The 26,763-nt window shown below is 72.0% G+C and carries 20 protein-coding genes; 6 read left to right on the forward strand and 14 right to left on the reverse strand.

Annotation, left to right across the window (positions count from 1 at the left end):
- Positions 1-16: 16 nt before the first annotated feature.
- Entirely contained in the window at positions 17-2,521 is a 2,505-nt protein-coding gene (locus WHN02_RS13055; protein WP_434743556.1) for a Tex family protein, read from the reverse strand.
- A gap of 169 nt (positions 2,522-2,690) precedes the next feature.
- On the opposite strand from WHN02_RS13055, the gene WHN02_RS13060 reads away from it, so the two are divergent.
- A complete protein-coding gene (locus tag WHN02_RS13060) occupies positions 2,691-4,202 on the forward strand; it encodes a deoxyguanosinetriphosphate triphosphohydrolase family protein (protein WP_434743557.1) in 1,512 nt (503 codons plus the stop codon).
- Positions 4,203-4,284: 82 nt separating this feature from the next.
- Here the strand turns inward: WHN02_RS13060 and WHN02_RS13065 are convergent, their stop codons facing one another.
- The 4 genes from WHN02_RS13065 to WHN02_RS13080 are packed head-to-tail and all read right to left on the reverse strand — an operon-like array spanning position 4,285 to position 8,462.
- Entirely contained in the window at positions 4,285-5,427 is a 1,143-nt protein-coding gene (locus tag WHN02_RS13065) for an MBL fold metallo-hydrolase (RefSeq protein WP_434743558.1), read from the reverse strand.
- 37 nt (positions 5,428-5,464) lie between these two features.
- Positions 5,465-6,370, reverse strand: coding sequence for a serine hydrolase (locus tag WHN02_RS13070; RefSeq protein ID WP_434743559.1), 906 nt, complete (start codon positions 6,368-6,370; stop codon positions 5,465-5,467).
- Positions 6,367-7,281 carry an SDR family NAD(P)-dependent oxidoreductase gene (locus tag WHN02_RS13075; RefSeq protein WP_434743560.1) on the reverse strand — a complete coding sequence of 305 codons (915 nt, stop codon included), beginning with the start codon at positions 7,279-7,281 and terminating at the stop codon, positions 6,367-6,369. The genes WHN02_RS13070 and WHN02_RS13075 overlap by 4 nt, the downstream gene beginning before the upstream one ends.
- Positions 7,278-8,462, reverse strand: coding sequence for a zinc-dependent alcohol dehydrogenase (locus WHN02_RS13080; RefSeq protein WP_434743561.1), 1,185 nt, complete (start codon positions 8,460-8,462; stop codon positions 7,278-7,280). The genes WHN02_RS13075 and WHN02_RS13080 overlap by 4 nt, the downstream gene beginning before the upstream one ends.
- A 260-nt stretch (positions 8,463-8,722) precedes the next feature.
- Here WHN02_RS13080 and WHN02_RS13085 point away from each other — a divergent pair, with 260 nt between their 5' ends.
- Positions 8,723-9,580 (forward strand): class I SAM-dependent methyltransferase, encoded by an 858-nt coding sequence (locus WHN02_RS13085; RefSeq protein WP_434743562.1) that lies wholly within the window; start codon positions 8,723-8,725, stop codon positions 9,578-9,580.
- Positions 9,581-9,705: 125 nt separating this feature from the next.
- On the opposite strand, the gene WHN02_RS13090 is transcribed toward WHN02_RS13085, so the two are convergent.
- Genes WHN02_RS13090 through WHN02_RS13100 form a run of 3 tightly spaced genes read right to left on the reverse strand, consistent with a single transcriptional unit; the run spans position 9,706 to position 13,035 of the window.
- The gene (locus WHN02_RS13090) at positions 9,706-10,467 is read right to left on the reverse strand and encodes a succinate dehydrogenase/fumarate reductase iron-sulfur subunit (RefSeq protein ID WP_434743563.1); all 762 of its coding nucleotides are present in this window, start codon (positions 10,465-10,467) and stop codon (positions 9,706-9,708) included.
- Positions 10,464-12,401: a fumarate reductase/succinate dehydrogenase flavoprotein subunit gene (locus tag WHN02_RS13095; RefSeq protein WP_434743564.1), complete on the reverse strand. Its 1,938-nt coding sequence runs from the start codon at positions 12,399-12,401 to the stop codon at positions 10,464-10,466. Before WHN02_RS13095 ends, WHN02_RS13090 begins: the two co-directional genes overlap by 4 nt.
- Position 12,402: 1 nt before the next feature.
- The gene (locus tag WHN02_RS13100; RefSeq protein WP_434743946.1) at positions 12,403-13,035 is read right to left on the reverse strand and encodes a succinate dehydrogenase cytochrome b subunit; all 633 of its coding nucleotides are present in this window, start codon (positions 13,033-13,035) and stop codon (positions 12,403-12,405) included.
- Between the two features lie 129 nt (positions 13,036-13,164).
- On the opposite strand from WHN02_RS13100, the gene WHN02_RS13105 reads away from it, so the two are divergent.
- Positions 13,165-14,100 (forward strand): LysR family transcriptional regulator, encoded by a 936-nt coding sequence (locus WHN02_RS13105; RefSeq protein ID WP_434743947.1) that lies wholly within the window; start codon positions 13,165-13,167, stop codon positions 14,098-14,100.
- 67 nt (positions 14,101-14,167) lie between these two features.
- Here the strand turns inward: WHN02_RS13105 and hrpA are convergent, their stop codons facing one another.
- Positions 14,168-18,232: an ATP-dependent RNA helicase HrpA gene (hrpA, locus tag WHN02_RS13110; protein ID WP_434743565.1), complete on the reverse strand. Its 4,065-nt coding sequence runs from the start codon at positions 18,230-18,232 to the stop codon at positions 14,168-14,170.
- 171 nt (positions 18,233-18,403) lie between these two features.
- Between hrpA and WHN02_RS13115 the strand changes: the two genes are divergently transcribed.
- Positions 18,404-18,781 carry a cytidine deaminase gene (locus tag WHN02_RS13115; protein ID WP_434743566.1) on the forward strand — a complete coding sequence of 126 codons (378 nt, stop codon included), beginning with the start codon at positions 18,404-18,406 and terminating at the stop codon, positions 18,779-18,781.
- Here the strand turns inward: WHN02_RS13115 and WHN02_RS13120 are convergent.
- Together WHN02_RS13120 and WHN02_RS13125 are read right to left on the reverse strand one after the other, a co-directional pair.
- Entirely contained in the window at positions 18,756-19,127 is a 372-nt protein-coding gene (locus WHN02_RS13120; RefSeq protein ID WP_434743567.1) for a hypothetical protein, read from the reverse strand. The two genes, WHN02_RS13115 and WHN02_RS13120, sit on opposite strands and share 26 nt — an antisense overlap.
- Before the next feature lie 100 nt (positions 19,128-19,227).
- Entirely contained in the window at positions 19,228-19,677 is a 450-nt protein-coding gene (locus WHN02_RS13125) for a DoxX family protein (RefSeq protein ID WP_434743568.1), read from the reverse strand.
- 307 nt (positions 19,678-19,984) lie between these two features.
- Between WHN02_RS13125 and WHN02_RS13130 the strand changes: the two genes are divergently transcribed.
- Positions 19,985-21,922 (forward strand): multicopper oxidase family protein, encoded by a 1,938-nt coding sequence (locus tag WHN02_RS13130; RefSeq protein ID WP_434743569.1) that lies wholly within the window; start codon positions 19,985-19,987, stop codon positions 21,920-21,922.
- Between the two features lie 71 nt (positions 21,923-21,993).
- Here the strand turns inward: WHN02_RS13130 and WHN02_RS13135 are convergent, their stop codons facing one another.
- On the reverse strand, positions 21,994-22,638 hold the full coding sequence (locus tag WHN02_RS13135) for a hypothetical protein (RefSeq protein WP_434743570.1): 645 nt from the start codon (positions 22,636-22,638) through the stop codon (positions 21,994-21,996).
- 108 nt (positions 22,639-22,746) lie between these two features.
- The gene (locus tag WHN02_RS13140) at positions 22,747-23,613 is read right to left on the reverse strand and encodes an oxidoreductase (RefSeq protein WP_434743571.1); all 867 of its coding nucleotides are present in this window, start codon (positions 23,611-23,613) and stop codon (positions 22,747-22,749) included.
- Between the two features lie 167 nt (positions 23,614-23,780).
- Here WHN02_RS13140 and WHN02_RS13145 point away from each other — a divergent pair, with 167 nt between their 5' ends.
- Complete coding sequence (locus WHN02_RS13145) at positions 23,781-24,233, forward strand: winged helix-turn-helix transcriptional regulator (protein ID WP_434743572.1); 453 nt, start codon at positions 23,781-23,783, stop codon at positions 24,231-24,233.
- On the opposite strand, the gene WHN02_RS13150 is transcribed toward WHN02_RS13145, so the two are convergent.
- Positions 24,230-26,737, reverse strand: a complete 2,508-nt coding sequence (locus WHN02_RS13150) for a DEAD/DEAH box helicase (RefSeq protein WP_434743573.1) — start codon at positions 26,735-26,737, stop codon at positions 24,230-24,232. The genes WHN02_RS13145 and WHN02_RS13150 overlap by 4 nt on opposite strands.
- Positions 26,738-26,763 lie beyond the last annotated feature (26 nt).

Raw genomic sequence — 26,763 nt, forward strand, 5'->3', positions numbered from 1 at the left:
GTGCGGGACACCCGACTCAGGCCAGGCCGGCCCGGCGCAGCGCCTCGGCCATCGCGTCGTTGACCGGGGCGGCACCCCGGCCGGAACGCTGCTGCGGCCCGCCCCGTGAACCCCGACCGCCCTGGTCACCACGCTGGTCACCCCGGCCGCCGCGCTGGCCACCGGCGGTCGACCGCCCGGACCCGCCCGCACCGCCCTGGTCGGTCCGGTCGCCGCGCTGACCACCGGAACCACCCGAACCACCCCGACGGCCCCCACCGGCGTCCCGCTGACCGCCGGTCGGCGTGGCACCCCGGCGACCACCCTCGCCGGACCCCCGACCCCCACCGGCCGGAGACTCGTCCTCCAGCCGCAGGGTCAGCGAGATCCGCTTGCGCGGTACGTCCACGTCGAGCACCTTCACCCGGACCACGTCACCGGACTTCACCACGTCCCGGGGATCCTTGACGAAGGTGTGCGACATCGCCGAGACGTGCACCAGGCCGTCCTGGTGCACCCCGACGTCGACGAAGGCGCCGAACGCGGCCACGTTCGTGACCACCCCCTCCAGCACCATGCCGGGGGTGAGGTCGCTGATCTTCTCCACCCCCTCGACGAAGGTCGCCGTACGGAACTCCGGCCGGGGGTCACGTCCCGGCTTCTCCAACTCGGCGAGGATGTCGGTGACGGTGGGCAGACCGAACGTGTCGTCGACGAAGTCGGTGGCCCGCAGCCCGCGCAGGATGGCGCTCCTGCCGATGATCGAGGTGAGGTCCTGCCCGGTGCCGGCCAGGATCCGGCGGACCACCGGGTACGCCTCCGGGTGCACGCTCGAGGAGTCCAGCGGGTCGTCCCCGCCGGGGATGCGCAGGAAGCCCGCGCACTGCTCGAACGCCTTCGGCCCGAGCCGGGGCACCTTGCGCAGCTCCGCCCGGCTCCGGAACGGGCCGTTGGCGTCCCGGTGCAGCACGATGTTCTCGGCCAACCCCGCCCCGATCCCGGAGACCCGGGTGAGCAGCGGGGCGGAGGCGGTGTTCACGTCCACCCCGACCGCGTTGACGCAGTCCTCGACCACCGCGTCCAGCGACCGGGAGAGCTTCACCTCGGAGAGGTCGTGCTGGTACTGCCCGACCCCGATGGAGCGCGGGTCGATCTTGACCAGCTCGGCCAGCGGGTCCTGGAGACGACGGGCGATGGAGACCGCACCGCGCAGCGACACGTCCAGACCGGGCAGCTCCTGCGAGGCGTACGCGGAGGCGGAGTAGACCGAGGCCCCGGCCTCGGAAACCACCACCTTGGTCAACGACAGCTCCGGGTGCCGCTTGATCAGGTCACCGGCGAGCTTGTCGGTCTCCCGGCTGGCGGTGCCGTTGCCGATCGCGATCAGCTCCACGCCGTGCGCCGCGGCCAGCGTCGCCAGGGTCGACAGCGAGGCGTCCCACTGTCGGCGCGGCTCGTGCGGGTAGATCGTGTCGGTGGCGACGACCTTTCCGGTGGCGTCCACCACCGCCACCTTCACCCCGGTACGCAGACCCGGGTCCAGACCCATCGTCGCCCGGGTGCCGGCCGGAGCGGCCAGCAGGAGGTCACGCAGGTTGGTGGCGAAGACCCGGACGGCCTCCTCCTCGGCGGCCTGCCACAGCCGCATCCGCAGGTCCGCCCCGAGGTGGATGAGGATCCGGGTACGCCACGCCCAACGGACCGTGTCCGCGAGCCACCGGTCCGCCGGGCGACCCGCGTCGGTGATCCCGAACCGGCCGGCGACCGCCGCCTCGTACCGGCTGGGTCCGGCCGGGACACCGTCCGAGTCACCCTCCGGCTCCGGATCCATCGTCAGGTCGAGCACGCCCTCCTTCTCGCCGCGCAGCATCGCCAGGATCCGGTGCGAGGGCAGCTTCGGGTACGGCTCGGCGAAGTCGAAGTAGTCGGAGAACTTCGCCCCGGCGGCCTCCTGGCCGTCGCGTACCCTCGCCACCAGCCGGCCCCGCGACCACATCTGCTCCCGCAGCGTGCCGATCAGGTCGGCGTCCTCGGCGAAGCGCTCGATGAGGATGGCCCGGGCCCCCTCCAGCGCGGCTGCCGGATCGGCCACCCCGGCGTCGGCGTCCACGTACCCGACGGCGGCGACCTTCGGCTCCAGCCCCGGATCGGCCAGCAGCGCCTCGGCCAACGGCTCCAGACCGGCCTCCCTGGCGATCTGGGCCCGGGTCCGGCGCTTCGGCTTGAACGGCAGGTAGATGTCCTCCAGCCGGGACTTCGAGTCGGCCGCCAGGATCTGTGCTTCGAGGGCCTCGTCGAGCTTGCCCTGACCCCGGATCGACTCCAGCACCGCCGCGCGCCGCTCGTCCAGCTCCCGCAGGTAGCGCAGCCGTTCCTCCAGGGTGCGCAGCTGGGCGTCGTCGAGGAGCCCGGTGGCCTCCTTGCGGTAGCGGGCGATGAACGGGACTGTGGAGCCGCCGTCGAGCAGCTCCACTGCCGCCCGTACCTGGCGCTCGGCGACGCCGAGCTCGTCGGCGATCCGCTGATGAACAGACTGCGTCACGATGATGATCCGCCTTCTCGGGTGGGTTCCGTCCTGCATTGTGCCGCCCTGCCCCGACAGCCGACCCCGCACCCGCCGGGAACCGCCGCGATCAGGGCCTCGACCGTCGCGTCCACCGCGTACCGGTGACCCGTCGCCCCGCCGTCGGGTCTGCGCTAGCGTGGCGATCATGGAACCACCTGCGGACGCGCGGGCCCGTCGACTCTTCGGCGGAAGTGCCCGCACCCTCGGTGACCTGGCCGCCAGCCCGTTCCGGGCGGACCGGGACCGGATCGTCAGCTCACCGTTCTTCGCCCGGCTGGCCGGTGTCACCCAGGTGGTCAGCCCCGGCGGATCCGGGCTGCTGGTGCACAACCGGCTCACCCACAGCCTGAAGGTCGCCCAGGTGGCCCGGGCGATCGCCGAGCGGCTCGGGGCCGACGAGGGGCACCGCGACCTGCTGACCGCCCTCGGCGGCTGCGACCCGGACGTGGTGGAGGCCGCCGCGCTCGCCCACGACCTGGGCCACCCGCCCTTCGGGCACCTGGGGGAGCGGGTACTGGACCGGCTCGCCCGCAACCGGCTCGGCCTGACCGACGGATTCGAGGGCAACGCCCAGTCGTACCGGATCGTCACCAGCACCGAGATCCGGGGAGCGGCCACCACCGGACTCGACCTGACCGCCGCCGTCCGCGCCGCGATGCTGAAGTACCCGTGGACCCGGCTGGACCACCCCGACCCGCACCCCCGCCTGCTCGACCCGCCGCCGCGCGGGGCCACCCCACCGCCGGACGACCCGGGCAGCGGCTCGTCGAAGTTCGGGGCGTACCGCACGGAGCTGGGCGATCTCCGGCAGGCCCGGGAGCCGTTCGTCGGGCGGATCGCCGACTGGCAGCAGACCCCCGAGGCGTCGGTGATGGACACCGCCGACGACATCGCGTACGCCATCCACGACGTGGAGGACTTCTACCGGGTGGGGGTGCTCCAGCAGGGCACCGTGGCCGCGGAGCTGATGGCCTGGCAGCGGGAGAGCGGCCACTTCCGGGCGATCACCGACCCGGCGCTGGACGGGGTGGCCCGCCGACCCGGGGCCGCCATCGAACAGCTCCGTCGGCAACTGCACCGCAAGGACTGCTGGATCGCCGACGACGAGGCGTTCGCCGCCGCCGTCGAGCACGTCCGCGCCGAACTGGTCGAGGGACTGTTGGCGTTGCCCTTCGACGGGTCGATCGAGGCGGAACAGTACGTGGCCCGCTTCTCCGCCCGCTGGACCACCCGACTGGTGGACTCGATCACCGTCACCGCCAAGCCCTCGATGCGCTCCGGTCACGTCCTGCTCGCCCCGGCCCAGTGGCACGAGGTGCAGGTCCTCAAGTTCGTCCACCACCGGTTCGTGTTGGCCCGCCCCGACCTGGCCCTCCACCAGCGGGGTCAGGCCCGGCTGCTGGACACCCTGGTCGACGCGCTGTGGGAGTGGCTGCTGGACCCGGAGGAGACCTCCCGGCTGCCGCGCCGACTGCACGACCTGGTCGAGTTGGCCGAGGCCGAACTGCACCCCCGGACCACCGACCGGATCGGCAAGGCCCGGGGACGAGCGATCATCGACTTCGTCGCCCAGCTCACCGACGGCCAGGCGGTGGCGATGCTCGACGTCCTCTCCGGGCGCTCCGGGGCGCTCTGGACCGACGCCTTCGTCCTCTGACCCGACCACCTCGGGGCGACCGCACCACCTCGGGGTGGTCGACCGCCTCGGACGGCCGGCGTCCCCGGGGCTGCCGACGACGTCAGGTGATCGACCGCCACCATCTGTCGACCGGCGGCGGGTCGTCGACCACCACCCGCTCGCCGGGACGGGGGACGGCCACCCGGACGCCCCGGGTCGCCGCCTCGGCCACCAGCCGCTCCACCGGTTCGGACCAGTCGTGCAGGGCCAGGGTGAAGGTGGCCCAGTGGACCGGGACCAGCAGGTCACCACGGAGGTCGACGTGGGCGGCGACGGCCTCCTCGGGGAACATGTGGATGCTCGGCCACGCCCTGTCGTACGCGCCGATCTGCATCAACGTCACGTCGAAGGGGCCGTGTTCGGCACCGATCTCGGCGTACCCGTCGAAGTAGCCCGAGTCGCCGGTGTAGTAGACCCGCCGCCGTTCCCCGGCCACCACCCAGGAACTCCAGAGCGTGCCGTCGCGGCTCAACCCCCGCCCCGAGAAGTGCTGGGCGACGGTGGCGGTGATGGTCAACCCGGCCACCCGGTGGCTCTGCGACCAGTCCAGCTCGACGATCCGGTGCTCCGGCACCCCCCACCGTTCCAGGTGGGCGCCCACCCCCAACGGCACCAGGAACGGCGCGGACTGCCCCTCGGTCAACGCCCGTACGGTGGCCAGGTCGAGGTGGTCGTAGTGGTCGTGGGAGATCAGCACCGCGTCCACCGCGGGCAGGTCGGCCAGCTCGACCGGGGGCTGGTGCAGCCGCTTCGGCCCGATCATCGACGACGGGGAGCAACGTCGGCTCCACACCGGGTCGAGCAGCACCCGCCGCCCCTCGATCTCGATCAGGGCGGAGGCGTGGCCGTACCAGACGATGTTGAGTTCGGGGTGGTCGCCGGGGGTGGGGGCGGCCCCGGGGCGTACCACCGGAACCGGTCGGCGCGGGTGGCGCTGCTGCTTGCCGAAGATCAGCTCCCGGACCAGGTCACGGTCGGGGGCACCCGCGATCGACCGGCTCCGTCCCCGGTTGCGGAAGGTGCCGTCGTGGAACTGCGGGGACCGGGCGGCCCGCTCGGCGCGGGCTCCGGTGAGCCGACCGCCGAGGGCCGCCGGAACGTCCCGGACGGCCCAGGCCAGTCCGGCCAGGGCGGCCAGACCCACTGCGGCGGGCACCCACCGCCCCGCACCCCGTCGGGGGTCCTGCGTCGTCGGTGCCGCCATGTCCGTCGTCCTCCCGCCCGTACCGCCGTCCTCCACGTTAGGGCACCGGGGACGGCGGCACCCGCCCGCCCGGCCCGGTGGTGAGCTGGTCCACGGCGGCGAGGAGGACACGTCCCATCCGGGACCGGGCCCGGACCGCCGGGTGGGTCGCCCCGAAGTCCTCCGCACCTGCCTGACCGGCCGCGAACAGGGCGTACGTCACCACCGGCGCCCCGTCCCCGGCGAAGACGATCCCGGCCTCGTGCCGGGCGTCGGCGAACCAGCCCGCCTTGGTGGCGACCCGGGACCGCTGCGCCGAGGACATCTCCCGGCGGATTCCGTCGGTGAACGCGACGGGGGAGCGGAGCAACCCGAGCAGGTGTCCCGTCGACTCCGCCGAGAGCAGTGCCCCGGTGGCCAACCCCCACAGCAGGTCGTGGGTGCCCCGGGCGGTGCTGGTGCCCAGGTGGAACCGGTGCGGGTCGGCCGCCGGTCGGACCTGGGTCTCCGGCCGGCCCTTGTCCCGCAGGGTCCGGTTGACCAGGGCGGCCGGGCAGACCAGCCCACAGAGTCGGACCGCCGTGTCGTCGGAGACGGTGAGCAGGTTCGCCAGCGCGTGCCCGAGGGTGACGGTGCTCGGCCAGGCCCCGTCGAGGGCGAAGATCCCGTCCGACCCGGGTACCACGACGTCCCGGGTGACCTCGATGCGCCGGTCGAGGGCGACCTGTCCCCGGTCGACCATGTCCGCCACCGCCACCGCCACCGCGACCTTGTTGACGCTGTACGCCTCGACGGGGGTGTCCGGCTCCTCGGCCACCGCCTCCTGCGGGATCCCGTCCGGCCCGGTGACGCTGACGTACGCCCGCCAGGTCCCGCCGGCCCGGCCCCGGTGCCGGGCGTACCCGGCGGCCACCCGCCGCAGGGCTCTCGCCGTCCGGCGGTCGGCGGCGGACCGGCCGCTCACCCGGACCGCAGGTTCCGGACCAGCCGGACCAGCCCGGTCAGGCCGGATCCCCACCCACCTCGGACCGCCGACCCGGCCGGTGCCGGGGCGAAGACCACCCCGTCGTGCGGGGGTGTCCGCTCCCCGGTCAGCCCGACCCGGCGCATCAGCGGTCCGACCAGGACGTCGTACGTCCCGGGGAGCACCGTGAACCCGAGTCGCATCAGCCCGTTGAGCCGACCCACCGAGACCTCCCGGCGGGGCCGGTCGACGCAGTCCAGGACGGCCCGGGCCACCCGGCGGGCGTCGGTCGCCGGGGGCGGTGGTCGACCGGCCCACCCCAGGTGGTTGGCCGCCTGCTGGTAGACCGGGGTGTCCACGCTCCCCGGGCTGACCAGGCAGATCCGCACGTCCGGTCGGTCCCGGCCCTCCTGTTGCAGGGTCCGGACCAGCCCGTGCAGGCCCCACTTGCTGGCGACGTAGGCGCTCATGTACGGCGCGGTGATGTGACCGAGCACCGAACCGGTGAGGACGAGGGTGCCGCCCCCGGTGGCCCGTAGCCGCCGCAGCGCCTCCCGGGCCACCACCGCCGCGCCCAGCAGGTCGGTCCGGATCACCTGCTCGAAGACCCGCTCCGGGATCTCCTCGAACCGGCCGTACGCCATCACGGCGGCGGTGTGCGCCCACACGTCGATCCGGCCGAACTCCCGTTCCGCAGTGTCGGCCAGCTCCTCGACCCGTGCCGAGTCGGTGACGTCGGTGGGCACCGTGAGGACCGTCGCGCCGACCGCCCGGCACTCGGCGCGTACCTGGTCGAGGGCCTCGGGGGAGCGGGCGGCGAGGACCAGCCGGTCGCCGCGGGCGGCGAACGCCTGGGCCGCCGCCCGGCCGATCCCGCTCGTCGCGCCGGTGACCACCACCGTCCGGCTCACGGTTGCAGCACGACCTTGACGCAGCCGTCGGTCTTGTCCTGGAACATCTGGTACGCCTGCGGGGCGTCGGCCAGCGGCATCCGGTGGGTCATCAGATCCTCCACGCCCAGCGGGTCGTCGTCCCCGGCGAGCAGCGGGAGGATCTCGTCGGTCCACCTGCGGACGTGGCACTGGCCCATCCGCACCTGGATGCCCCTGTCGAACATCTCCATCAGCGGCAGCGGGTCGGCCTCCCCGCCGTACACCCCGGAGACGGAGACGGTCCCGCCCCGCCGGACGGCCTTCAACGCCGCCTTGAGCACCACCAACCGGTCCCCGCCGACCTTGTCGATCATGGGTTGGGCGACGGCGTCGGGGAGCAGCCCGACGGCGGCCTGGGCCACCCTGCCGGGAGTGGACCCGTGCGCCTCCATCCCGACCGCGTCGATCACCGCGTCCGGACCCCGCCCGTCGACGAGGGCGATCAGCGCCTCCGGTACGTCGCTGAGCTTGTTCACGTCGACGACCTCGACCCCGTGCCGACGGGCCATCGCCAACCGCTCGGGCACCAGGTCGAGGCCGATCACCCGCTCGGCCCCGAGGTGCCGGCCGATCCGGGCGCAGAGCTGCCCCACCGGTCCGAGACCGAACACGGCGAGGGTCCCCCCGCGCGGCACGTCGGCGTACCTCACCGCCTGCCAGGCGGTGGGCAGGATGTCGGAGAGGTAGAGGTAGCGCTCGTCCGGGCCGCTCTCCGGGACCTTGATCGGTCCGAAGTGCGCCTGCGGTACGCGCAGGTACTCGGCCTGCCCGCCCGGCACCGACCCGTAGAGCGAGGTGTACCCGAACAGGCTGGCCCCCTTGCCCTGCGCCCGGACCTGGGTGGTCTCGCACTGGGCGTAGAGCTGTCGGCGGCACATCCAACAGGAGCCGCAGGCGATGTTGAACGGGATCACCACCCGGTCACCGGGGCGCAGGTGGTTCACCTCCGGCCCGACCTCCTCGACGATCCCCATCGGCTCGTGTCCCAGCACGTCACCCGGGTTCAGGTACGGGCCGAGCACCTCGTACAGGTGCAGGTCGGAGCCGCAGATCGCGGTCGAGGTGATCCGGACGACGGCGTCGGTCGGCTCCTCGATGCGGGGGTCGGGCACCTCCTCCACCCGGACGTCCCGCTTCCCGTGCCATGTCAGTGCCTTCATGAGGCTGCCTTCCCGTCGTCTCGGAGCCCGTTCACGGTCCTGATCCGTACGAGGTGCTACCCGTGTCGCCGCCCTTGAACCCTGGCCCACCCCGCCCGCATCCCGAGACCGACCGGTGCTTCCTAGATCGACTGTCGGTCGAGCACGTAAGATCCACCGCCGGAAGAAGGCCTCCGAGACCCACCGAACTCGTCGAGGCATGTGCCGCCACCGACCGGACCCCTCCGTCCCCCATCCGTGACCAGGAAGGCAGGACCCCCATGACCTCCGATCCGTACGACGATGTTCGGATTGACAGTGACCGCGACCGGACCGAGAAAGGCCGTGCCGCCGAGGGTGCGGCGGCGAGCCGTGACGTCGGCGACGAGACCACCGCAGCGACCACTGTGGCCGACGGTGGACGTCCCCGGCTCCTCGGAGACGTACTCGGCTGGTTCTCCGACGTCGACCAGGTGCTCTTCGATTGGATCCTGACCCGACAGGACGACCGCGGGGAGCGCGGCGACCTCCTCGAAATGGGTGTCTACCTGGGCAAGAGCGCCGTCTTCCTGGGTCGTTACCTGAGGGAGGGGGAGAGCTTCACCGTCTGCGACCTCTTCGAGTCCCCGGCCCCCGACGACGACGTCCGCAGTGAGATCGCCGAGTACCTCCCCCTGGCGACGCGGACCGCCTTCGAGCGGAACTACCTGTCCTTCCACAGTGAACTTCCCCGGGTCCTGCAGGCACCCACCTCGGTGGTCCCGGAACGGGTGGCCCCGCAGTCCTGCCGCTTCGTCCACATCGACGCCTCCCACCTGTACGAGCACGTGTACGGCGACATCGGTGCCGCGAGGGACGCCCTGCTCCCCGACGGGGTGGTGGTCCTCGACGACTTCCGGGCCGAACACACCCCCGGGGTGGCCCTCGCCACCTGGGAGGCGGTGCTCACCCGGGGGCTGCACCCGATCTGCCTGACCCCTGACAAGTTCTACGGCACGTGGGGGGATCCGAAGCCGATCCAGGAGGACCTCGTGGCGGTCCTGGCCGAGCGTGAGGACTGCGTCCTCGGCCTGGACGAGGCGGCGGGGCACCGCCTCCTGAGGGTCCGCCCCGCCGCCGGCCCCGACGACCGGGGATAGTCGACCGGCCCCGTGCGGTCGCTCACGGGAGTCGAGTCGAGAACGCCACCGGCGTCCAGCTCCGGGGAGCATGGACGCCGGTGGTGGTCGCCTCGGCGGGCCGCGTCGCGGCCCGGTGGGAGGGCTCAGGTGCCCGGGGTGTCCCCCCGCTTGGCGCTGGCCGCCAGGTAGTCGCGGTTGAGCCGGCCGATGGTGCTCAGCGGGATGCCCTTGGGGCAGACCACCGTGCACTCACCGGCGTTGGTGCAGCCACCGAAGCCGGCCTCGTCGTGCGCGTCGACCATCCCGATCACCCGGGTGTACCGCTCCGGCTGCCCCTGCGGCAGCAGCGACAGCTGGGTCACCTTGGCCGCGGTGAAGAGCATCCCGGAGCCGTTCGGGCAGGCCGCGACGCAGGCGCCGCAGCCGATGCAGGCGGCCGACTCGAAGGCGGCGTCGGCGTGGGCCTTCGCCACCGGCACCGAGTGGGCCTCGGGGGCGCTTCCGGTCGGCACCGTCACGTAGCCACCGGCGGCGATGATGTCGTCGAACGCCTCCCGGTTCACCACCAGGTCCTTGATGACCGGGAAGGCCTGGGCGCGCCACGGCTCGATGTCGATCGTCTCGCCGTCGGAGAACTGCCGCATGTGCAGCTGACAGGCGGTGGTGCCGCGCTGCGGTCCGTGCGCGTCACCGTTGATCATCAGGCCGCACATGCCGCAGATGCCCTCGCGGCAGTCGTGGTCGAAGGCGATCGGCTCGTCGCCGGCCAGGATCAGCCGCTCGTTGAGCACGTCGAGCATCTCCAGGAACGACATGTCCGCAGAGACGTCGTCGACCTTGTAGGTCACCATCCGACCCTTGTCCTGGGGGCCGGACTGGCGCCAGATGCGCAGGGTCAGGTTCACTTGTAGCTCCGCTGCGTCGGGTGGACGTATTCGAACTTCAGGTCTTCCTTGTGCAGCACCGACGGCTGCCCGGTCGCGGTGAACTCCCACGCCGCCACGTACGCGAACTTCTCGTCGTCGCGCTGCGCCTCGCCCTCCGGGGTCTGGTGCTCACCCCGGAAGTGCCCACCGCAGGACTCCTCGCGGTGCAGGGCGTCGATGCACATCAGCTCGGCCAGCTCGAAGAAGTCGGCCACCCGGCCGGCCTTCTCCAGCGACTGGTTGAGCCCCTCGCCGGTGCCCGACACCTTGACCCGCTTCCAGAACTGCTCGCGCAGGCTGCGGATCTCGTCGATGGCCTTGCGCAGCCCGGCCTCGGTCCGCTCCATCCCGCAGTGTTCCCACATGATCTGGCCGAGCTCCCGGTGGAACGAGTCCACGGTCCGGTCGCCGTCGACGGCCAGCAGCCGCTGGATCCGGTCCTCCACGTCGGCGCGCGCCTCGACCGCCGCCGGGTGACTCCCGTCGACCTTCTCGAACGGGCCGGCCGCCAGGTAGTTGGCGATCGTGCTGGGGAGCACGAAGTAGCCGTCGGCGAGGCCCTGCATCAGCGCCGACGCGCCGAGGCGGTTCGCGCCGTGGTCGGAGAAGTTCGCCTCACCGATCACGAACAGGCCGGGGATGCTCGACTGGAGGTCGTAGTCGACCCAGAGGCCGCCCATCGTGTAGTGCACGGCGGGGTAGATCCGCATCGGGACCTCGTACGGGTCCTCGCCGGTGATCCGCTCGTACATCTCGAAGAGGTTGCCGTACTTGGCCTCGACGGCCTTGCGGCCGAGGCGGGTGATCGCGTCGGCGAAGTCGAGGTAGACCCCGAGCTTGGTCGGGCCGACGCCCCGCCCGTCGTCGCAGACGTTCTTGGCGGCCCGGGAGGCGATGTCCCGGGGGACCAGGTTGCCGAAGGACGGGTAGATCCGCTCCAGGTAGTAGTCCCGCTCGTCCTCGGGGATGTCCTTCGGGTTGCGGTCGTCGCCCTTGGTCTTGGGCACCCACACCCGGCCGTCGTTGCGCAGCGACTCGCTCATCAGGGTCAGCTTCGACTGGTGGTCGCCGGAGACCGGGATGCAGGTCGGGTGGATCTGGGTGTAGCAGGGGTTGGCGAAGTACGCGCCCTTGCGGTGCGCCCGCCAGGTGGCGGTGACGTTGCAGCCCTTGGCGTTGGTGGAGAGGTAGAAGACGTTGCCGTACCCGCCGGAGGCGAGCACCACGGCGTCGGCCATCTCGGTGGTGACCTCACCGGTGACCATGTCCCGGACCACGATGCCCCGGGCCTTGCCGTCGACGAGGATCAGCTCCAGCATCTCGTGCCGGGTGTTCATCTCCACGTTGCCCAGGCCGATCTGCCGCTCCAGGGCCTGGTACGCGCCGAGCAGGAGCTGCTGACCCGTCTGTCCCCGGGCGTAGAAGGTCCGCTGCACCTGCGCCCCGCCGAAGGAGCGGGTGTCGAGCAGTCCGCCGTACTCGCGGGCGAAGGGGACACCCTGGGCGACGCACTGGTCGATGATGTTGACCGAGACCTCGGCCAGCCGGTGCACGTTCGACTCCCGGGAGCGGAAGTCGCCGCCCTTGACGGTGTCGTAGAAGAGCCGGTGGATCGAGTCGCCGTCGTTGCGGTAGTTCTTGGCGGCGTTGATGCCGCCCTGCGCGGCGATCGAGTGGGCCCGGCGGGGGCTGTCCTGGTAGCAGTAGGACTTGACCCGGTACCCCTGCTCGCCCAGGGTGGCCGCGGCGGCACCACCGGCGAGGCCGGTGCCGACCACGATCACCGTCATCTTGCGGCGGTTGGCCGGGTTGACCAGCTTGGCCTCGAAGCGGCGACGCTCCCAGCGGGTCTCGACGGGACCGTCCGGCGCCTTGGCGTCGGCGATCGGGTCGCCTTCGGTGTAGAGATCCATCTCAGGCCACCAATCCGGTGAGTACGGCGAACGGGACCAGCAGGAAGCCGGCGCTGAGCACGACGGCGAAGACCAGGGCCACCAGCCGGGCGCGGCGCTCACCGTTCGGGGTCTGCTGACCGAGGCTGCGCAGTGCGCTGAACACCCCGTGCCGCAGGTGGAACCCGAGGGCCACCACGGCCAGGGTGTAGAAGAGCGTGACGTACCAGCGCTCGGGGGCGAATCCGGCGACCACGTTGGCGTACGGGCGGTTCGGGTCGCCGACCGGGTTCAACGTCCCGGTGGTCAGGTCCATGATGTGGTAGATCAGGAAGAGCAGGATGATCACACCGCCCCACCGCATGGTGCGGGCCGCGTAGCTGCCCCGGACCTTCTTGCGGTGGGCGTACTTGACCGGGCGGGCGGCGCGGGCCCGCAGCGCCAGGGTGGCGGCGGCCCACATGTGCGCGACGGCGGCCACCACCAGGCCGATCCGCATGAACCAGAGGAACCACACCCCGGGCAGGATCGGCTTGCCGATGTCCCGTAGCCAGTGCGCGTAGCTGTCGAAGGACGTCGCGCCGGCGAAGACCTTCAGGTTGCCCAGCATGTGCGCGATGAGGAACCCCACCAGGAAGATGCCGGACACCGCCATGACGGCCTTGAGGCCGACGTTGGAGCGGATCGGCGACCGCGTTCTCGTGACTACCACGAGATCGACGCTAGGAGCTTGTTGGATCAGTCGTCCAATGCATCGAACTCGCAGTGTTGATAGTCATAGGCTATCCAGATGCAGCTCCATCAGTTGAAGTCCTTCGTGGCAGTGGCCGAAGTACGACATTTCACGCAAGCCGCCGACCTCGTCGGCATCACCCAGCCGTCGTTGAGTAAGCAAATTCACGCCTTGGAGAACACCCTCGGAGCCCCGTTGTTCGAACGGGTAAGGGGGAACATCACCCTCACGGTCGCCGGAGAGGTCCTGTTGCCGCTGGCCAGACGGATCCTCGCCGACGTCGACACGGCCACCCGGGAGGTGCAGGAACTGGTCGGGCTGCGCCGGGGGTGGGTCCGGATCGGGGCCACCCCGAGCCTGGCCACCTCCCTGGCCCCGCCGGTCCTGCGCCGCTTCCACGACGCGTACCCGGCGGTGGAGCTGCGGGTGGAGGAGGGCGGCTCCCAGGACCTGGTCCGGGGACTCCTTCGGGGCGCACTGGACCTGGCGTTGATCGTGCTGCCCGCCCACGGCACCGATCCCGGCCTGCGGACCGAGCCGATCCTGCGGGAGAGCCTGGTGGTCGCCTCGCTGGACGAACTCCCCGCCGCCCGCCCCACCGGCCGGCTGCGCATCACCGACCTGCGCGACCAGCCCCTGGTGATGTTCCGCGAGGGCTACGACCTGCGCGACGTCACCCTCCAGGCGTGCCGGGAGGCCGGATTCGAGCCCTCCTTCACCGTGGACGGCGGCGAGATGGACGCCGTGCTCAGCTTCGTCGAGGCCGGGCTGGGGGTGGCCCTGGTCCCCGGCATCGTGGTCGCCCGCCGATCCGGGATCCGGGTCACCCCGCTCGCCCCGCCCGGGGTGACCCGCACCGTCGCGCTCGCCCGCCGCCGCGACGCAGTGCCCACCCAGGCCAGCCGGGAACTGCGCCGGATCCTGCTCGGCTACGTGCAGACCACCATGGCCGCCGACGGAACCACCGTCGTCACCGGCAGCGACTGAGGCGACCACGGCCGACCGGCCCCACCCGTCGTGACCGATGTCGGCCCGTGGCCCCACCGACCAGGCCTCAGCGCCCCTCGGCCTCGTCCATCGCCCGGTAGATCCGCTGCTCGGAGACCGGGTACGGGGTCCCCAACGCCTGGGCGAACACGTTCACCCGCAACTCCTCGATCATCCACCGGATTTGTCGGGCCGCCGTCGACTCCCGTCGGGCCGCAGGCAGCGCGGCGAGCAGGTCCGCGTACTCCTTCTGCACCGCGGCGATCCGATCCTGCTGCTGCCGGTCCCGCTGCGGGTTGCCGGGCAGCCGGTCCAACCGCCGCTCGATCGCGGTCAGGTAGCGCAGCAGGTCGGGCAGCCGGGCGTACCCGGCCTCGGTGACGAACCCGGGGCGCACCAGGGCGTCGAGCTGCTGACGGATGTCGGCCAGGGCCGCCACCACCGCCAGGTTCCGGGTCGCACCGAGCCGCTGCTGGACCGCGTACGACGACGCGAGCACCCGGCGGACCCGGTCCATCACCTCCACCACCGTGTCGACGAGGTCGGCCCGGACGCCGTCGCGCAGGGCGGCGAACCCGTCGGCGTCCCAGGCCGGGCCACCGGCCTGCCCGATCAGCCTGTCGACGGCAGCCCCGGCCGCGTCCTCGATCAACGCCTGGACGCTGCCGTGCGGGTTCCGGCTGAGGGCCAGCTTCGCCTCGTTCGTCAACCGCCCCTGCAGGATCTTCGCCGGGGACGGCACCGTCAGCCGCAGGAGCCGCCGGGTACCCGCCCAGTGCGCCGCCTCCTGCTCGGCCTCGGAGTCGAAGACCCGTACGCCGACGGTGGCCCCCTCGTCGACGAGCGCCGGGTACGCCGTCACCGCGAACCCGGACCGGACCTGCTCGACGGTGCGGGGCAGGGTGCCGATGCTCCACTCCCGCAGCCCGGTCCGGGTGACCTCCGGTGCGGCTGCGGCCACCACCTGCCGTACCTGCTGGCGGAGTTGACGTTGCAGGGCCGGCAGGTCCTTGCCCTCGGCGACCGGCTGGTCCTCCTCGCCGATCACCCGGAAGGTGACCCGCAGGTGCGGCGGGAGCCGGGTCAGGTCCCACGCCTCGCGGGGCACCGTCACCCCGGTCATCCGGCGCAGCTGCCGGGTCAGCGCGTCCAACAGCGGCTCCTCGCCCGGGGTGATCGCGGCGAGGGCGTCGCGGGCGTGGTCCGGAACCGGCACGAAGTTGCGGCGGACCGCCTTGGGCAGCGACCGGATCAGCGCCACCACCAGCTCCTCCCGCAACCCCGGCACCTGCCAGTCGAAGCTGTCGGTCGGCACCTGGTTGAGCATCGGCAGCGGGATGTCCACCGTCACCCCGTCGGTGGCCGTCCCCGGGTCGAACCGGTACGTCAGGGGCAGGGTGACCCCCTCGGCCCGCCACTCGTCCGGGTAGTCGTCCTCCCCGACCCCACCCCGACCCTCGTTGACCAGCAGTTCCCGGGTGAAGGTGAGCAGGTCCGGCTCGTCGCGCCGGGTCTTCTTCCACCAGGTGTCGAAGTGCCGCCCGGAGACCACGTCCGCGGGGATCCGCTCGTCGTAGAAGCGGAACACCGTCTCGTCGTCGACCAGGATGTCCCGCCGACGGGCCCGGTTCTCCAACTCCTCGACCTCGGCGAGCAGCCGCTTGTTGTCGTCGAAGAAGTGGTGGTGGGTGGACCAGTCGCCCTCCACCAGTGCGTGCCTGATGAACAACTCACGACTCAGGCCGCCGTCGATCCGGCCGTAGTTGACCTTCCGGGAGGTGACGATCGGGACGCCGTACAGGGTGACCTTCTCGTACGCCATCACCGCCGCCTGCTTCTTCTCCCAGTGCGGCTCGCTGTAGCTGCGTTTGACCAGGTGCTGGGCGAGCGGCTCGACCCACTCCGGCTCGATCCGACCCGCCACCCGCCCCCAGAGCCGGGACGTCTCCACCAGTTCGGCGGCCATCACCCACCTAGGAGGCTTCTTGAACAGGGCCGAACCGGGGAAGAGCGCGAACTTCGCCCCCCGGGCCCCCAGGTACTCGTGCTTCTGCGCATCCTTGAGACCGAGGTGGGACAGGAGCCCGGCCAGCAGGGACTGGTGCACCTTCGGGGTGTCGATCTCCTCCGGCAGGTCCGCCCCGCCGCGTCGCCCGCCGGGTCCGCCCCCGTCCGGGGCGGCCGCGTCCGGCCCGGCTCCGCGTCCGGCCCGCCCACCGCGCCCGGTCCCGCCCTGATCCGGGGTACGCAGGACCTGCCGCAACTGGCCGACGATGTCCTGCCACTCCCGTACCCGCAGGTAGTTGAGGTACTCGGCCTTGCACAACCGGCGGAACGCGCTGGCGGAGAGGGTCTGCTGCTGCTCCCGCAGGTACCGCCAGAGGTTGAGCAGGGCGACGAAGTCCGACTCCTTGTCGGCGAACCGGGCGTGCGCCTGGTCGGCCTGGGCCTGCCGGTCCGCCGGTCGTTCCCGGGGATCCTGGATGGAGAGCGCGGCGGCGATCACCACGACCTCGGTGGCGCAGCCGTTGCGCTCGCCCTCCAGGACCATCCGGGCCAGCCGGGGGTCGACCGGAAGCTGGGCCAGCCGCCGACCGAGGGAGGTGAGGCGCCGGTCCGCGTCGGTCTCGGTGGGGTCCAGGGCGCCCAGTTCGTGCAGCAGGTTGACCCCGTCGGCGACGTTGCGCCGGTCCGGGGGGTCGATGAACGGGAAGGCGGCGATGTCGCCGAGCCCGATCGCCGTCATCTGGAGGATGACCGAGGCGAGGTTGGTCCGCAGGATCTCCGGGTCGGTGAACTCCGGGCGGCTGTCGAAGTCCTGCTCGTCGTAGAGGCGGATGCAGATCCCGTCCGAGGTCCGCCCGCACCGGCCCTTGCGCTGGTTGGCCGAGGCCTGGGACACCGGCTCGATCGGCAGCCGCTGCACCTTCAACCGGTTGCTGTAGCGGGAGATCCGGGCGGTACCCGGGTCGACGACGTACTTGATCCCCGGGACCGTCAGGGAGGTCTCCGCCACGTTCGTGGCGAGGACCACCCGACGTGCGGTGTGCGGGGCGAAGACCCGGTGCTGCTCGGCGGTGGAGAGCCGGGCGTACAACGGGAGGATCTCGGTGCCCAGCAGCGACCGCTTCTTCTGCACCAACCGACCCAGCGCCTCGGCGGTGTCCCGGATCTCCCGCTCGCCGCTGAGGAAGACCAGCACGTCCCCGGGGCCCTCGGCGGCCAACTCCTCGACCGCGTCCCCGATGGCCTGGATCTGGTCCCTGACGTTCTCCTCGTCGGCGGCGTCGTCCTCGTCGGTCTCGGTCACCTCGACCAGCGGCCGGTACCTGACCTCGACCGGGTACGTCCGCCCGGACACCTCGACCACCGGGGCCGGGCGGCCCTCGGCGTCGGCGAAGTGCTTGGCGAACCGGTCGGTCTCGATGGTCGCCGAGGTGATGATCACCTTCAGGTCGGGGCGGCGGGGCAGCAGCTGCCGCAGGTACCCGAGGATGAAGTCGATGTTGAGGCTGCGCTCGTGCGCCTCGTCGATGATCAGGGTGTCGTACCGGCGCAGCATCCGGTCGGTCTGCAACTCGGCCAGGAGGATGCCGTCGGTCATCAGCTTGACCAGGCTCCGGTCGCTCACCTGGTCGTTGAAGCGGACCTTGTAGCCGACCACGTCCCCGAGTTCGGTGCCGAGTTCGGCGGCGATCCGGTCGGCGACGGTCCGGGCGGCCAACCGCCGGGGCTGGGTGTGCCCGATCAGACCGTGCACCCCGCGACCCAGCTCCAGACAGATCTTGGGCAGCTGGGTCGTCTTGCCGGACCCGGTCTCCCCGGCCACGATCACCACCTGGTGGTCGCGGATCGTCGCGGCGATGTCGGCGGCCCGCTCGCTGACCGGCAGGCCGACCGGATAGGTGACGGTGGGTACGGCGGCCTGTCGGGTGGCCAGCCGGGCCTCGGCCCGGCCCACGTCTGCGGTGATCTCGGCCAACGCCTCGTCGCGTCGCTGCGGGTCACGCAGCCGTCGGACGCCGTCGAGCCGACGGCGCAGCCGACGCTGGTCGTCGAAGATCAGGGGGGACAGGCGGCGGTGCAGCTCGCGGACGGTGTCGGTCGCGGCCGGTACGGGTGGAGTCTGCATGACGTCGCCAAGGATAGGCAGCCGTCCGCCGGAGCGCCCGTGGGTTCCGCCCGGAGTGCCCGTCGGTTCCACCCGGAGCGCCTGCCGGTCCCGTCCGGAGCGCCAGTGGTGTCCGTCCGGACGGCCCAGTCTAGGCTTGACCGTCGATCGACGGGCGACCCTGGGGGCGGGATGACGACGTTGCGCGACACGGACCGGGCACTGGTGCAGGCCGCCGCCGCAGTGGCCAAGCTGCGGTGCCGCAGCGCCGCCCACACCCTCGCCACCGCGGCGCGTACCGCCGACGGTCGGATCGTGTCCGGCGTGAACGTCGTGCACCCCACCGGGGATACCTGCGCCGAGGTCGTCACCCTCGGCGCGGCGGTCACCCAGAACGTCGGCGCGCTGGAGACCCTCGTGACGGTCGGCGACCGGGGCCGGCAGGTCCTTGCCCCCTGCGACCGGTGCCGTCGGCTGTTGGCCGACCACCTCCCGGCGCTGCGGGTGATCGTCGGGCCGGTGGACGCCCCCGAGGTCGTCGCGGTCACCGACCTCCCACCCGGGACCTGACCACCCCGGTCGAGGCGTCGTCCGGGTCGCCCTGGGCGGGGCGGTCGGCCTGGTCGCTCGGGCCAGCGTGGTCGGCCTGGTTGCGCCGCCGCAGCCAGAGGGCGGCGGCGGCCGGTGCGCCGATCACGAGCAGGGCCACCTTGAGGCCGGTGGGGCTGATCGCGAGGTAGCCCAGTCCACTGGTCAGGCTCCCGACCCACCAGGCGGGGTCGAGGTAACGGCTGCGGTCGGGGTCGTACTCCCAGCCCCGGACCCACCAGCCCAGAGCCAGCAGGGCCAGGGCGAACACCATGGTGACCAGTGCCGCACCGATCAGCCGTCGGGAGTTCCCGTCACGTCGCGTCATGACATCGACGGTAGGGCACGTTCCGGTGCGGTAGCTCCTACCGCAGACCGATCCGTGCCCTGCCCGAGGGTGTAACCCGGGGTCGTACCGTCGTCGGCCCTCAGGCCCGTCCGGCACCGACCGGGGTGGCGGCGGTGCGACGCCGACCGAACAGGAGGTGGTCCACGCTCAGTCGACCGGCGCCGACCGAGGCGAGCAGGAGCGCAGCCGCGCCCAGGGTGAGGACGAGTTCGTAGCCGCCCTGGTCGACGAAGAGTCCGTTGCCGGCGTGGACGAAGACGAACGCGCCGACCATGTTGAGGGCGAGCAGGATCCCGGCGATCGGCACGAGCGCGCCGAGGATCAGGGCCGCGCCGCCGACGAGTTCGACGCCGGTGGCGAACCAGGCCGAGAGGGTGGGCAGGGGTACGCCGACCTGGTCGAAGAAGGCGGCGGTGCCCTCGACGCCGTTTGTCACCAGCTTCTGCCAGCCGTGGGCGAAGAACACGATGCCCACGCCGATTCGGGCGAGCAGGATGCCGAGGTCGCGGACGGTGCTGGGCAGGGTCATGGGACTCCTCCTGGAACGTGGGTCGACGGGTTCCTCCCGCGCGGCAGGTCGCCGCTCCGGGCGCGATGGTCACCGGCTGTGACCGTTGGTAGCGGACGAATGCCCTGATCAACGGGAAGATCCCGCACCGGGCCGTCGCAGTGTGCCAACCGTAGCGAGGAATGGTTGAGCCTTCAACCTTTGATTGTGAAAGATTTTGCCGCCGACGATTGATCCCTGAATGGGTGATAGCGACGTCGTGGCGAACCGTGGGGCACTAAGTGAGGTTTGCTCGACTTGACGGACGGCTCCGAGGAAGGGACGCGGCGTGGTCACACGGAGGCAGGTGCTCCTCATGGGGGCGGCGGGCGGTGCGGCGGCTCTGATGCCGGTGGGGTGGGGTGTCGCCCGGGACCTGACCCCCCGTCTGGACGCCACGGCGATACCCAAGTACGTCACCCGGCTGCCGGTGCCCGGGGTCATGCCGGCGCTGCGCGCCGACGGCGAGGTGGACGAGTACGCGATCGCGCTGCGTCAGTTCCGTCAGCAGGTCCTTCCGGCACCGCTGCCGACGACACAGGTCTGGGGGTTCGGCTCCGCCGCCCACCCCGGCACGTTCCACTACCCGGCCCGCACCGTCGAGGCCCGGGTCGACCGGCCGGTGCGGGTGAACTGGCTCAACGAACTCGTCGACGGTGACGGCCGCTACCTGCCCCACCTGCTGCCGGTGGACCCGACGGTGCACTGGGCCGACCCGGCCGGTACGGGCCACTCCGGTACGCCGAGCCGGTACGCCGGGCCGGTGCCGATGGTGGTCCACCTGCACGGCGGCCACAACCGGGAGGAGGCCGACGGCTACCCGGACGCCTGGTACCTGCCGACCGCCCGGGACCTTCCCGCCGCCTACGCCCGGGTGGGTCGGTCCTACGCGGAGTTCGAGGCCCGGTCGATGGAGGCGGGCGGTGCGCGCTGGTCGCCCGGGGCGGCCCGGTTCGAGTACGGCAACGACCAGCGGGCCACCGCCCTGTGGTACCACGACCACTGCCTCGGCCTGACCCGACTGAGCGTGTACGCCGGGGCGGCCGGCTTCTACCTGCTCCGGGGCGGCGACAGCGACCTGCCGGCCGGGGTGCTACCCGGCCCGGCCGATCCGGGTACGGCCCTCGGCGGCGGTCCGTACGAGATCGTGCTGCTGATCCAGGACCGGTCGTTCCGCGCCGACGGGCAGCTGTACTACCCGGACGGACTGTCGGGGGCCACCGAGGGCGTGCCACGGTGGCAGTCGTCCTTCTTCGGCGACACCATCGTCGTCAACGGGGCCACCTGGCCGGTGCTGTCGGTGCAGCGGCGGCGGTACCGGTTCCGGCTGCTCAACGGCTGCAACAGCCGGTTCCTCAGGGTGTCGGTGGTGACCGATCCCGCCGTCCGCCCGGCCCGGCCGGTGCTGCCGATCTGGCAGGTCGGCAGCGACGGCGGTTTCCTGCCCGAGCCGGTGGAGCTGGGTGCGGTCCCGCTGAGCATCGGGGCCCGGGTCGACGTGGTCGTGGACTTCTCCGAGGTGCCGGCGGGCACCGAGCTCTACCTGGTCAACGAGGGGCCGGACGGGTCGCAGGCACACGGGGACCGGCCGGCCGAGGCGGATCCGCACACCACCGGGCAGGTGCTGAAGTTCGTGGTCACCGAGCGGACCGGGCCGGACCGGTCGGTCCCACCCGATCAGCTCCGCCTGCCGGCACCACCCCGGCTCGGTCCGGCCGACCGGGTACGCCGACTGGCGTTGCTGCACGCCCGCTCCGGTGACCACGGTCGAGGCGGGTTCCAGCCGCTGCTGGGCGTGGTCGACGAACGGGGGCGGGGGATCCCCCTGACCTGGGACGCGCCGGTCACCGAGCAGGTCGAGCTGGGTGCCACCGAGATCTGGGAACTGCACAACCGCACCGGCGAGACGCACCCGGTCCACCTGCACCAGGTGCAGTTCGAGGTGGTCGGCCGGGGCCGGTCCCGGATCCGCCCACCCGGCCCGACCGAGCGGGGCCTGCACGACACGGTGCCGGTCTTCCCCGGCACGGTGACCCGGATCAAGGCCCGGTTCGACCTGCCCGGCCGGTACGCCTGGCACTGCCACATCCTCGAACACGAGGACAACGAGATGATGCGCCCCTACGTCGTCCTGCCCGCCGGTGCCGTCGAGGCGGGCGGCGGTGGTGGGGCCCGACCGGCGAGCCCCACCACCTCGGCGGGGCCGCCGGCCCCGACCGGGGAGTGAGACCGTCGGACCACGACGGCCCGTGGTGGCCCCGACTTCCCGTCGGGGCCACCACCGTGCGTCGGGCCGTCTCAGGCGGCGGTGGACCAGATGGCGCGGAATGCGGCGGCCTCACCGGCCAGCCACCGCTCGATCTGCTCGGGCCTGGCACCGTCGGGCATCCGGTGCGTCACCCCCCGCCGGACGTCGACGAGGACCGGCTCGGCGTGCGGCAGGACCGCGTCCATGTGCCGGGCCATCAGGTGCAGGGTGGCCAGGGTCGCCTCCTCGCTGGGCTCGGTCTCGTCGAAGTGCAGCCGGACGGCTTCGGCGCGACCGTCGGCGTACCTGATGCCGAACTGGGGGTTGATCTTGACGGGGAGGTCGCCGAGCATGGCCAGGGCGTCCCGGGTCTGCGCCAGGTCGACCCCGGCCGGGTCGCCGAGCGAGTGCAGCCAGGCCGTCGCCCCCGGGACCAGGGCCTGGTAGAGCGGTCGCCACCGGGGCTTGACCAGATCGGCCACCTGGGCCAGGTGGGACCCGCCGGTGTGGAAGGCCACGTCGGCCTTGAGCGCCTTGACGAACTGACCGTGCGGGTTGAAGCCGGAGCGGCTGGCCCGCTGCTTGCGCAGCCCACCGACGAAGGTGGCCTTGGTCGGGCCGGTGCGGTCGACGTAGCGGGTGAACCCCAGCAGGGTGGCGTACGGGGTGAGGGGGGTGGAGGTGGGCGCGGTCATGGGCGTCCTCCCAGCTCAGCAGCGCGATTAGTACACACATTCTAATCGACGGGTCTGACATTTCCCAGGGCGCGGAAGGGTCGGCCGCACCCCCCTCCACGGGACGTCTCAGCGTCCGATCTCGTCCAGTTCGGCGAGGTCCTCGTCGGTGAGGGTGAGCCCGGCACCGGAGATGTTCTCGCGCAGGTGCGCCCGCGACGAGGTGCCCGGGATGAGCAGGATGTTCGGTGACCGCTGGAGCAGCCAGGCCAGGGCGACCGCCATCGGTGTCGTCTCCGACCGGGTGGCCACGGCCGAGAGGGCCGCGGACTGGAGTGGGCTGAAGCCGCCGAGGGGGAAGTAGGGCACGTAGGCGACCCCCTGGTCGGCCAGCGCGTCGATCAGGTCGTCGTCGGCACGGTGCGCGAGGTTGTACAGGTTCTGCACGCACACCACCGGTGCGATCGACTGGGCTTCGGCGACCTGCTCCGCCGTCGCCGTGCTCACCCCGAGATGCCGGATCAGGCCCTCCTGCCGAAGTTCGGCGAGGGTCTCGAAGGGTTCGGCGAGCGAGCCGGGCCGGGGTCCCTCGGCATCGCCCAGCCGGAGGTTGACCACGTCGAGCGCTTCGAGGCCGAGGTTGTCCAGGTTCTCCCGTACGGCCCGGCGAAGCTCCTGCGGTCTGCGGGCCGGAGGCCAGCCGCCCTGCGGGTCCCGGGTGGCGCCGACCTTCGTCACGATGTGCAGTGACTCCGGGTACGGGTGCAGCGCCTCGCGGATCAGCCGGTTGGTGAACCGGGGGCCGTAGGCGTCGCTGGTGTCGATGTGGGTGACACCCAGGTCGACGACCTCCCGGAGGAGGGCGAGGGCACCCTCCTGGTCGGCGGGCGGCCCCAGCACCCAGGGGCCGGCGAGCTGCATCGCGCCGTACCCGAACCGGGTGACGGTCAGGTCTCCCATGGTCCAGGTGCCGCCGGGAAGGGAGGTGGGAAGCATCGTGGAACCTCTGCTCTCGTTCGTACGCACGGGTCGGCCCCTGCCAGTGCCTGCACCTGCGGTGCGGCCGGGCGGGGATGCCTGCTCCACTCTCCCCGGGTAACTTTCCATGGGGAAGTAGGCACCTGGAAGTGCGTAACGCACCCAGGAGGGGTGGAGGAGGCTCGATGACGACGACGACGGCGGCCCAGAAGAGGGCACAGAGCAAGGCGGCGTACGACGCCTTCCTGGCCGGATGCCCCAGCCGCCTGCTCCTGGACCGGATCTCCGACAAGTGGGTCGCCCTGGTCCTGGCCGCCCTCGGCAGCGACGGCTCGCACGAGTTCGGCGCCGACTGCGCCGGAGCGCCCCGGTCGATGCGGTACTCCGAGCTGTCCCGACTACTGGCCGGGGTCAGCCAGAAGATGCTCACCCAGACCCTGCGCTCCCTGGAGCGGGACGGCCTGGTCACCCGCACGGCGACCCCGACCGTCCCGGTCACCGTCTGCTACGAGCTGACCGACCTCGGTCTCTCCCTGCACCGGACCATGCGTGGCCTCAAGACCTGGGCCGAGACCCACATGGACGAGGTGCTCGCCCACCGGTCCGCCCACGACGAGAACACGGCCGTGCTCGGCTAGAGCTGACCGACCTCGGTGACCCGGACGACCGCGGCCCCGACCTCGTCGGAGGCGACCAGGTCGACCTCGGCGCTGATCCCCCAGTCGTGGTCGGAGTCGGGGTCGTCGAGGATCTGCCGGACCGTCCACCGCTGCGGGTCGGTCTGGTCGATCAGCAGCAGGGCCGGCCCCCGGGCGTTCGGCCCGGTCCCGATCCCGTCGTACGCCTCGAAGTACGGCTCCAACGCGTCCGCCCAGGCGTCGGCGTTCCACCCGTCGGCGGCGTCGAGCTCGCCCAGCAGGTCCCACCGGCGCAGCGCGGCCAACTCGACCCGACGGAACAGCGCGTTGCGCACCAGCACCCGGAAGGCACGGGCGTTGCGGGTGACCGCCGGCGGCCGGTCGTCCAGGGCGGCGGCGACCTCCTCGGCGTCGGACGGGTTGCGCAGCCGCTCCCACTCGTCGATCAGGCTGGAGTCGACCTGGCGGACCAGCTCACCCAGCCACTCGATGAGGTCGACCAGCTCCTCGGTCTTGGCGTCCTCCGGGACCGTCTGCCGCAGCGTCTTGTACGCGTCGGCGAGATACCGCAACACCAGCCCCTCGGACCGGGACAGCCCGTAGAACTGCACGAACTCGGCGAAGGTCATCGCCCGCTCGTACATGTCACGGACCACCGACTTGGGGGAGAGCTGGTGGTCGTCGACCCACGGGTGGCCCTGCCGGTACATCGCGTACGCGTTCTCCAGCAGCTCCGCCAGCGGCTTCGGCCAGGTCACCTCGTCGAGCAGCTCCAGGCGGGCCTCGTACTCGATGCCCTCGGCCTTCATCGCGGCGACCGCCTCGCCCCGGGCCTTGAACTGCTGCGCGGAGAGCACCTGGCGCGGGTCGTCGAGGATCGACTCGATGACGCTGAGCACGTCCAGGGCGTACGCGGGACTCTCGGCGTCGAGCAGCTCGATGGTGGCCAGGGCGAGCGGGGACAGCGGCTGGTTGAGGGCGAAGTCGAGTTGCAGGTCGTCGGTGAGCCGGACCCGGCGGCCGGTCTCGTCCGGCTCGGGCAGCTCCTCGACCACCCCGCCCGCCCGCAGCGCCCGGTAGATGGCGATGGCCCGACGCACGTGCCGACGCTGGGCGGCGGTGTCCTCGTGGTTGTCGGTCAGCAGGTGCCGCATCGCGGCGAACGCGTCCCCCGGGCGGCCGATGACGTTGAGCAGCATCGAGTGGCTGACCTGGAAACTGGAGGTCAGCGGCTCCGGTTCGGCCTCGACCAGCCGCTGGTAGGTCGGCTCACCCCACCCGATCGAGCCCTCCGGCGGCTTCTTCCGGACCACCTTGCGCCGCTTCTTCGGATCGTCGCCCGCCTTGGCCAGGGCCTTCTCGTTGTCGATCACGTGCTCGGGGGCCTGGACCACCACCCGGCCGATCGTGTCGTACCCGGCCCGGCCGGCGCGCCCGGCGATCTGGTGGAACTCCCGGGCCTTGAGCAGCCGGGTCCGGACCCCGTCGTACTTGCTCAGCCCGGTGAACAGCACGGTGCGGATGGGCACGTTGATGCCGACCCCGAGGGTGTCCGTACCGCAGATGACCTTCAGGAGACCGGCCTGGGCCAGCGTCTCCACCAGTCGGCGGTACTTGGGCAGCATCCCGGCGTGGTGCACGCCGATCCCGTGCCGGACCAGCCGCGACAGCGTCTTGCCGAAACCGGAGGTGAACCGGAACCGGCCGATCGCCTCGGCGATCAGGTCCTTCTCGGCCCGGGTGCAGACGTTCACGCTCATCAGCGCCTGCGCCCGCTCCAGCGCGGCGGCCTGGGTGAAGTGGACCACGTACACCGGGGCCTGCTTCGTCTCCAGCAGTTCTTCCAGCGTCTCGTGCATCGGGGTCATCGCGTACGAGAAGAGGAGGGGGACCGGCCGCTCGGCGGTACGGACCACCGCCGTCGCCCGCCCGGTCCGGCGGGTCAGGTCGGCGACGAACCGGGTGGTGTCCCCGAGGGTCGCCGACATCAGGACGAACTGCGCCTGGGGCAGCTCGATCAGCGGCACCTGCCAGGCCCAACCCCGGTCCGGCTCGGCGTAGAAGTGGAACTCGTCCATCACCACCTGGCCCACGTCCGCCCGGGCGCCCTCGCGCAGGGCGAGGTTGGCCAGGATCTCGGCGGTGCAGGCGATGATCGGGGCGTCGGCGTTGACGCTGGCGTCCCCGGTGAGCATCCCGACGTTCTCCGCGCCGAAGGTCTCGCAGAGGGCGAAGAACTTCTCCGACACCAGCGCCTTGATCGGAGCCGTGTAGAACGTCGTCCGGTCGTCGGCGAGGGCGGCGAAGTGGGCCGCCGTGGCCACGAGGCTCTTTCCGGAGCCGGTGGGGGTGTTCATGATCAGGTTGGCGCCGGAGACGATCTCCAGGAGCGCCTCCTCCTGATGGGGGTAGAGGTCGAGGCCGCGCTCCTTCGCCCAGCCGGCGAACGCGTCGTACAGGGTGTCGGGGTCGGCGCTGTGCGGCAGCGCGGCGGTGAGCGTCATAGCCGCTCCATCGTGCCCGCCCACCA

It is taken from the genome of Micromonospora sp. SH-82, from assembly GCF_051132485.1.
Lineage (GTDB): Bacteria > Actinomycetota > Actinomycetes > Mycobacteriales > Micromonosporaceae > Micromonospora.

Bases quoted from the DNA above. Each gene is read 5' to 3' on its own strand.
- WHN02_RS13140 (WP_434743571.1), bottom strand. From the start codon at position 23,613: ATGCTTCCCACCTCCCTTCCCGGCGGCACCTGGACCATGGGAGACCTG.
- WHN02_RS13100 (WP_434743946.1), bottom strand. From the start codon at position 13,035: ATGGCGGTGTCCGGCATCTTCCTGGTGGGGTTCCTCATCGCGCACATG.
- WHN02_RS13120 (WP_434743567.1), bottom strand. From the start codon at position 19,127: ATGACGCGACGTGACGGGAACTCCCGACGGCTGATCGGTGCGGCACTG.
- WHN02_RS13080 (WP_434743561.1), bottom strand. From the start codon at position 8,462: ATGAAGGCACTGACATGGCACGGGAAGCGGGACGTCCGGGTGGAGGAG.
- WHN02_RS13115 (WP_434743566.1), top strand. From the start codon at position 18,404: ATGACGACGTTGCGCGACACGGACCGGGCACTGGTGCAGGCCGCCGCC.
- WHN02_RS13085 (WP_434743562.1), top strand. From the start codon at position 8,723: ATGACCTCCGATCCGTACGACGATGTTCGGATTGACAGTGACCGCGAC.
- WHN02_RS13060 (WP_434743557.1), top strand. From the start codon at position 2,691: ATGGAACCACCTGCGGACGCGCGGGCCCGTCGACTCTTCGGCGGAAGT.
- WHN02_RS13125 (WP_434743568.1), bottom strand. From the start codon at position 19,677: ATGACCCTGCCCAGCACCGTCCGCGACCTCGGCATCCTGCTCGCCCGA.
- WHN02_RS13135 (WP_434743570.1), bottom strand. From the start codon at position 22,638: ATGACCGCGCCCACCTCCACCCCCCTCACCCCGTACGCCACCCTGCTG.
- WHN02_RS13145 (WP_434743572.1), top strand. From the start codon at position 23,781: ATGACGACGACGACGGCGGCCCAGAAGAGGGCACAGAGCAAGGCGGCG.
- hrpA (WP_434743565.1), bottom strand. From the start codon at position 18,232: ATGCAGACTCCACCCGTACCGGCCGCGACCGACACCGTCCGCGAGCTG.
- WHN02_RS13095 (WP_434743564.1), bottom strand. From the start codon at position 12,401: ATGGATCTCTACACCGAAGGCGACCCGATCGCCGACGCCAAGGCGCCG.
- WHN02_RS13065 (WP_434743558.1), bottom strand. From the start codon at position 5,427: ATGGCGGCACCGACGACGCAGGACCCCCGACGGGGTGCGGGGCGGTGG.
- WHN02_RS13150 (WP_434743573.1), bottom strand. From the start codon at position 26,737: ATGACGCTCACCGCCGCGCTGCCGCACAGCGCCGACCCCGACACCCTG.